Origin of the sequence: Ilumatobacter sp. (genome assembly GCF_041688325.1) — a bacterium.
GTDB lineage: Bacteria > Actinomycetota > Acidimicrobiia > Acidimicrobiales > Ilumatobacteraceae > Ilumatobacter_A.
In genome coordinates, this window is sequence record NZ_JBDNIJ010000008.1 from 1 (window position 1) to 6,689 (window position 6,689).

At 64.6% G+C, this 6,689-nt stretch carries 7 protein-coding genes; 5 read left to right on the forward strand and 2 right to left on the reverse strand.

Annotated features, from left to right (window positions below; all coding sequences use genetic code 11):
• Positions 1 to 155: 155 nt before the first annotated feature.
• Both ACH2EI_RS00435 and ACH2EI_RS00440 read right to left on the reverse strand, forming a co-directional pair.
• Entirely contained in the window at positions 156 to 302 is a 147-nt protein-coding gene (locus tag ACH2EI_RS00435) for a hypothetical protein (RefSeq protein WP_395158826.1), read from the reverse strand.
• A 217-nt stretch (positions 303 to 519) separates the two neighbouring features.
• A complete protein-coding gene (locus tag ACH2EI_RS00440) occupies positions 520 to 693 on the reverse strand; it encodes an XdhC family protein (RefSeq protein WP_395154862.1) in 174 nt (57 codons plus the stop codon).
• An 83-nt stretch (positions 694 to 776) separates the two neighbouring features.
• On the opposite strand from ACH2EI_RS00440, the gene ACH2EI_RS00445 reads away from it, so the two are divergent.
• Genes ACH2EI_RS00445 through ACH2EI_RS00465 form a run of 5 tightly spaced genes read left to right on the forward strand, consistent with a single transcriptional unit; the run spans position 777 to position 6,425 of the window.
• Entirely contained in the window at positions 777 to 1,595 is an 819-nt protein-coding gene (locus tag ACH2EI_RS00445) for a GntR family transcriptional regulator (RefSeq protein WP_395154863.1), read from the forward strand.
• 55 nt (positions 1,596 to 1,650) lie between these two features.
• Positions 1,651 to 2,811, forward strand: coding sequence for a BMP family ABC transporter substrate-binding protein (locus tag ACH2EI_RS00450; protein ID WP_395158828.1), 1,161 nt, complete (start codon positions 1,651 to 1,653; stop codon positions 2,809 to 2,811).
• Position 2,812: 1 nt separating this feature from the next.
• Complete coding sequence (locus tag ACH2EI_RS00455; protein ID WP_395154865.1) at positions 2,813 to 4,384, forward strand: ABC transporter ATP-binding protein; 1,572 nt, start codon at positions 2,813 to 2,815, stop codon at positions 4,382 to 4,384.
• Positions 4,381 to 5,487, forward strand: coding sequence for an ABC transporter permease (locus tag ACH2EI_RS00460; protein WP_395154866.1), 1,107 nt, complete (start codon positions 4,381 to 4,383; stop codon positions 5,485 to 5,487). Before ACH2EI_RS00455 ends, ACH2EI_RS00460 begins: the two co-directional genes overlap by 4 nt.
• The gene (locus ACH2EI_RS00465; protein ID WP_395154867.1) at positions 5,484 to 6,425 is read left to right on the forward strand and encodes an ABC transporter permease; all 942 of its coding nucleotides are present in this window, start codon (positions 5,484 to 5,486) and stop codon (positions 6,423 to 6,425) included. The genes ACH2EI_RS00460 and ACH2EI_RS00465 overlap by 4 nt, the downstream gene beginning before the upstream one ends.
• The last annotated feature ends 264 nt before the right edge of the window (positions 6,426 to 6,689 follow it).

Consider the following 6,689-nt stretch of genomic DNA (forward strand, 5'->3'; position numbering starts at 1 on the left):
GTACCTCGAGATCGAGCCGGACTCGGACCAGTCGTTTCGAGGATCGGTCGGCCCGATCAGCGACGAGATCGCCCGGTCGACTGCAACGGTGACCGTGTCCGCTGCCGACCCACTGATCGCCATCCGCGGCCGATAGGTCCCACGCCCATCAGTGCCTACTTGCCGTCGGTCGTGAGTTCGGCGACGAGTTGTTTCGCGTCGTCGCCGGACAGCTTCCAGGCGTAGGTCGCGTCAACGGTTTTCACCATGACCACGTCGCCGCCGATCTGACGGTCGAGTCGAACCGACGAGACGGTTCGCATCGGGAGACGCACCTTGTCGTCGCGTCCGAGTCGCTTGGCGTGTGTACGGATGATCTCGCCCGAGTTGACCTCGATCGAGCCGTTGTTCCCGTCTTCTTTGATCGTCTACTTGCCCATGCATGTGCCCTTCGTGCGAGACGACATTCCGTAGCTGCCACCGACGGCACCACCCCGTTTGGCCCTGGCTGCGCACATCGGCAGCCGATGATCCCCGTCGTCAGGGCGCCGGAGGCGCGTGAACCACAGGGCCGAATGCTGCCGCGGCTCGGAGCATCTGCCGACGGTCGGCGAGCACCAGCATTTTCGATCCGGTGTGGCGCGGCACCGAGCGATCGGTCTCGACCACGGTGACCACCACCGTTGCCGAATTCCGGTCGGAAAGCACACGCATCATTGGTCCTTGCGTGAGGCCCAATCTTTGCCTACTGTGAGATGGCAGTCATCTGACGACTGCGGGGAGGGGCGCGTGTGGGCATGAATGCGACAACGAGTGCAGCGGCGACCAGTTCGCCGACGCAACGCTCGGGCCGGCGACTGCCCGTTCGACAACCGTCACTGGCGGTCCAGGCCGAACAGATCCTGCACGAACAGTTGGTCAGCGGCGAGCTCGCACCCGGCGACCAACTTCCTCCCGAACACGACCTCGCCCGCGAGTTCCAAGTCAGTCGGGCCACCGTCCGTTCAGCGATCACCGCGCTCGTGCAGCGCGGGCTGGTGGTGCAACGTCACGGTGTCGGCAACTTTGCCGCCGCAGGTGTCGGGCTCACCAACGACCTCGCACGCGCAACCGATTTGGCCGAACTACTCGAACGCCACGGCCTCGAGTCACAGGTCGAGTTCGACGCCGTGTCGATCGACGAGGCGTCGCGCCATGTGGCCACCCAACTCGACATCAACGCTGGCGACCCCGTGGTGGTCGCCGCCAAGCGATTCACCAACGACGGCACCACACTCGTGTACGTCGTCAATGTGTTACCCGTGTCTCGTCTCGGCGCCGAATTGGCCGCCGAAGCGATCGCCACGCCCGCCATCACCGAGCCGCTGTTCGAGTTCCTCGAAACCCGCGCCGGCCTGCGCACGGCTGCGCAACTGGCCCGCTTGCACGCCGAGTTGGCGTGCGACATCGACCATCCAGGTGCTCCCGTCGACACGCCGACCAACATCCCGGTGCTGCGAATCGACGAGGTTGGTCTCGATGAACACCAGCGACCCATCTGGCACAGCCGAACATGGTTTCCACCAGGCGCGATGAATTTCGAACTGATGCGCCACCGTTCGAGGGCGTCCTCATGACGCCCGACAATCGCTCGACTGAGATCGAGCACGACCCACAACAGGAGAAGCAAGCGTGAACAGCACACACACCCGAAGGGCGCTACGGCGCTCGATGGCGGCGCTCACCGCCATCACACTCGTCGCCGCGGCATGCGGCAGCGACGACGACACCGCCGACAAACCGGCCGCCGAACCCGCAGCCGAACCTGCCGCGGAACCCGCCGCCGATTGCGACCCGATCAAGGCCGCATTCGTCTACGTCGGCCCGATCGGCGACGCCGGCTGGACCAAAAAGCACGACGATGGCCGCCTTGAACTCGAAGCAGCGCTCGGCGACTGTGTCGAGACCACGTTCCTCGAGAGCGTGCCGGAAGGCGCCGAGTCGGAGGCCATCTTCGAGCGCCTCGCCCGCGACGGCAACGACGTGATCTTCGGAACATCGTTCGGCTACATGGACCAGATGTTGGCCGTCGCGGAGAAGTTCCCCGACGTCAAGTTCGAGCACGCCACCGGCTACAAAACCAGCGACAACATGGGCACCTACTTCGGCGCTGCCGAAGAAGCGCGCTATCTGTCTGGCATGGCCGCAGGCGCGATGACCGAGTCGGGCCAGATCGGTTACGTCGCCGCGTTCCCGATTCCCGAAGTGTTGCGTGGCATCAACGCCTTCACGTTGGGTGCCCAGAGCATCAACCCCGACACCACCGTCGAGGTCGTGTGGACATCCACGTGGTTCGATCCGGTGATCGAGAAGGAAGCCGCCGAAGCACTGCTCAACGGCGGCGCCGACGTGATCGCTCAACACCAGGACACCCCTTCGGCCGGTGAGGCCGCACAGACGGCTGGTGGCTACTGGGTTGGCTACAACGACGACATGTCACGCTTCGCCCCCGAAGCGTGGCTGACCGCACCCGTCTGGGACTGGGGTCCGTTCTACATCAACGTCGTCGAAAGCGTGAGCAACGGCACCTGGACCAGCGACCAGTACTACGGCACCATGGCCGACGGCCTTGTCACGCTGGCCGACGTTGCCGACGTCGTACCTCAAGACGTGCGCGATCAGATCTCCGCCAAGGCCGACGAGATCATCGCAGGCTCGTTCAACGCCTTCACTGGGCCGATTGTCAATCAAGACGGCACCGAAGCCGTAGCGGCCGGCGAAACACCGGACCTCGGCACGTTGCTCGGCATGGACTACTTCGTGGCCGGCGTCATCGGTAGCGCAACCGGCTGATATGTCAACTGCCGTACAGGCTGGCCCGGGGGCACACCCGGGCCAGCCGGCAGCGATCGCTGCCGTCAGTGTCACCAAGCGGTTTCCCGGCGTACTCGCCAACGACGCTGTCGACTTCTGCGTCTGGCGCGGAGAGGTTCACACGATCCTCGGCGAAAACGGTGCCGGAAAAAGCACACTCGCGGCAATGCTGTGCGGCTTGTACCGGCCCGATGAGGGCCACATCGAACGCAACGGCAAAGTGGTCCGCCTGCGAAGCCCCCGCGAGGGTCTCGCCAACGGCATCGGCATGGTGCACCAGCACTTTCGCCTCGTCGACCGCTTCACCGTCGCCGAAAACGTCGTGCTCGGCGACCCCAATCAACAGCGACTACTCAAACCGCGCGAGATCGACAAACGGGTCGCCGAGATTGGCGACCGGTTCGGCTTGCCGATCGACCCGCGCGCCTTGATCTCCAACCTCACGGTCGGGCAACGCCAACGGGTCGAGATCGTCAAAATGCTGTATCGCGGTGCCGACGTGTTGCTGCTCGACGAGCCGACCGCTGTGCTCACCCCGCCCGAAGTCGAGGCCTTGTTCACCACCGTTCGGTCGATGACGGCCGAAGGCAAGGCGATCGTCTTCATCAGCCACAAACTTGGCGAGGTCATGGCGGTCAGCGACCGCGTCACCGTCATGCGGGCCGGAGCGGTCACCGGCGAGGTGGCCACCACCGACACCAGTCAGCGCCACCTCGCAGAGTTGATGGTTGGCCGTCCCGTCGAGATCGGCACACGACGCGGCACCTCCACCGACAACACCGTTGCATTGCGCGCCACTGGCTTGACGGTGCTCGATGGCGACCAAACCGTGGTTGACGATGTGTCGATCACCATCCGTAAGGGCGAAATCCTCGGCATCGCCGGCGTGGCAGGCAACGGGCAACGCCCGCTCGCACGCGCCCTCGCCGGCGTGTTCAAACCGGCTCACGGCACCGTCGAGGTCGGGGGCGTCGATGTCACCGGCAAAGGGCCCACCGCGGCACGCCGCGCCGGACTTGCGTTCGTGCCGGAAGACCGCCTCGGCACCGGCCTCGTGCCAGATCTCAGCCTCACCGACAACATGTTGCTCACTCGACCACGTGGGTTTTTCGTCGACCGCCGCACAGCGCGCGCCGAAATTGCGGCCGCCATTGCCGATTACGAGATCAAGACCCCTGGCACCGAGAGCCACGCTCGCGTGCTCTCAGGCGGCAACTCGCAAAAGGTGCTGATCGCACGAGAACTCGCAGGGCTCGGCGAGGCCGGCGGCCCGCAGGTCATCATCGTGAGCAGCCCGACCAGAGGGCTCGACATTGGGGCCGCTGAGTTCGTGCGCAGCCGGTTACACGACGCTCGCGAACGGGGCGCAGCAGTGTTGATCATCAGCGAAGACCTCGACGAGGTGCGCAGCCTGGCCGATCGCGTGGCCGTGTTGTACCGGGGCAGGATCGCACTCGAGGGTGCCACCGATCAACTGCCACTCGAATCGATCGGGCTGGCGATGGCGGGGGTCGACGAATCCGCCAGCGCCGGCCTGGAGGGGGCCACATGATTCCGTTCCGTATCCGGCTCGAACGCCGGCTGGAACGCCACTGGTGGCAGACCGCCGCCACGCCGCTTCTCTCGATCCTTGCCGCGCTCGCGGCAGGCGCGATCTTCTTGTTGATCGAGGGCTTCAACCCGCTCACTGTGTACCGCGAATTGTTCGAGGCCAGCTTCACCAGCCGCTACGGCATCACCGACAGCCTCACCATTGCGGTACCCCTGATCCTGACCGGTCTCGCCGCCGCAGTGGCGTTTCGCATGAATCTGTTCAACATCGGCGCGGAGGGTCAGTTGTACCTCGGTGCAATCTTTGGATCGTGGGCGGGGTTGGCGATCGCTGCCGATCTGCCAACCATCCTTGGCGTCGCCGCCGTATTGATCGCCGGTGCCGTCGGCGGAGCGCTGTGGGCCGCACCGGCTGCCGTGTTCAAGGCCTATTTCGGCACCAGTGAAATCATCACCACACTGATGCTCACCTTCATCGCGCTGTTCTTGATGCGCTACCTGATCTTCGGCTCCAAGTCGTACTGGCGCGACCCTGAGGTGACGAATTTTCCGCAGGGCAAGAAGATTCCTCCGACGGCTCGCTTCGAACTATGGAGCGACACCCGGCTGCACTGGGGCCTCGTGGCCGCGATCGGCATCGCCTTGCTGGTGTGGGCCATCATCCGCTTTACATCCCTCGGATTCGACATGAACGTCGTCGGCTCGTCACAGAACGCGGCCCGCTACGCCGGCATCCCCGTGCGCCGGACCGTGATCGTTGCGTTGCTGATGTCGGGTGCACTCGGTGGCCTTGCAGGTGCGACAGAGGTCGCCGGGCGGGCCTACGCACTCGACCCAAACGGGCTCGAACTCGGGCTCGGTTTCACCGGCATCGTGGTGGCCGCGCTCGCCCGTTACAACCCGTTCGCGATCATCCTCGTCGCCACGTTTCTCGGTGGGCTTCGAAACGCGGGTGTCGCCTTGCAGGGGCTTCCAGGTGAACGGGTGCCCGTCGAGGTCAGCCTCATGTTGCAGGGTGTGATTCTGTTGTTCGCGATCGGCGGCGAGATCTTCTCGCACTATCGATTATCGATGACCCGCCTCAACACGGTGGCGGCGGCATGAACGACACCGCCATCGTGCTCACACTCGCCGCCGCCGTTGCGGCCGCAGTGCCAATCGCGCTCGCTGCGCTCGGCGAACTGCTGTCGGAAAAGTCCGGGGTCCTCAACCTTGGTGTCGAGGGCATGATGCTGATCGGCGCCGTCATGGCGTTCCAGGTTGGCGATGCGTCCGGTTCCTTGTGGCTGGCACTACTGGTCGGCAGCGTGGCCGGCGCTGTGTTCTCGTCGATTCACGCCTTTTTGTCGGTCACACTGCGCGCCAACCAGATCGTGTCGGGTTTGGCACTGGTGATCTTCGGCACCGGTCTGTCCACGTTCATCGGCAAGTCAATCGAGGGCAAGCCTTTGGCGACCGACTTCACGCCGATCCGCTGGGGTCCGCTTGGCGACATCCCGCTGCTCGGCCCACTGCTGTTCGACCAAGACCCGATGGTGTACGCCACGATCGCGATCGCCATACTCATCGCGTTCTACCTCAACCGTACCAAGGCCGGCCTGTCGGTGCGAGCGGTCGGCGAGTCGCCTGGCACCGCCGACACGATGGGCATCGCTGTGGCGGCAACCCGCTACGCACACGTGATGGCTGGCGGCTTTCTGGCCGGCATGGCCGGTGCGTATTTGGTGCTCGGCCAGGTGCCGTCGTGGAGCCAAGACGGCACCACCGCCGGCATCGGCTGGATTGCGTTGGCGCTGGTGGTCTTCGCCTCGTGGCGACCACTACGTGTCCTGCTTGGGGCGTTCTTGTTTGGCTTCGCCAGGCGCGCCAACTTCTGGTTGCAGGGCGAGGAATGGGCACCAAATATCCCCGCCGAGTTCCTCAGCATGCTGCCGTATCTGCTCACGATCGCCGTACTGGTCGTGTGGGGTAGCCGCGACCTTCGGCGGCGCGTCGGCGCACCGATGGCGCTGGGCGTGCCGTACGTTCGAGACGAGCGTTGATGCAGCTCCATCACGTTGAGCAGCCACCAACCCGCGTATCAAACTCCTCCGTCGATTGTCCTTCCTCGCACCTTGAGCCCGAACGGTCTCCTTTCCAGCACCTTTCTGGAAGATGTGCACCTGGATAGCCGTGCCGGCTGTTCGGTCAGATCGAGGCGGTCAATTCGTCGAATGCTGCCGCGACTCGTAGATCCTCGCGGCGGGCTTCGACTCCGAGTTCGTCGTGACCGCGCCCCACGTTCTGAAGGAACGCGTACCCACGGA

What these genes read in the sequence shown, in the direction of transcription:
- ACH2EI_RS00435 (WP_395158826.1), bottom strand. Translation starts at nt 302, where the DNA reads ATGCGAACCGTCTCGTCGGTTCGACTCGACCGTCAGATCGGCGGCGAC.
- ACH2EI_RS00440 (WP_395154862.1), bottom strand. Translation starts at nt 693, where the DNA reads ATGCGTGTGCTTTCCGACCGGAATTCGGCAACGGTGGTGGTCACCGTG.
- ACH2EI_RS00445 (WP_395154863.1), top strand. Translation starts at nt 777, where the DNA reads ATGAATGCGACAACGAGTGCAGCGGCGACCAGTTCGCCGACGCAACGC.
- ACH2EI_RS00455 (WP_395154865.1), top strand. Translation starts at nt 2,813, where the DNA reads ATGTCAACTGCCGTACAGGCTGGCCCGGGGGCACACCCGGGCCAGCCG.
- ACH2EI_RS00460 (WP_395154866.1), top strand. Translation starts at nt 4,381, where the DNA reads ATGATTCCGTTCCGTATCCGGCTCGAACGCCGGCTGGAACGCCACTGG.
- ACH2EI_RS00465 (WP_395154867.1), top strand. Translation starts at nt 5,484, where the DNA reads ATGAACGACACCGCCATCGTGCTCACACTCGCCGCCGCCGTTGCGGCC.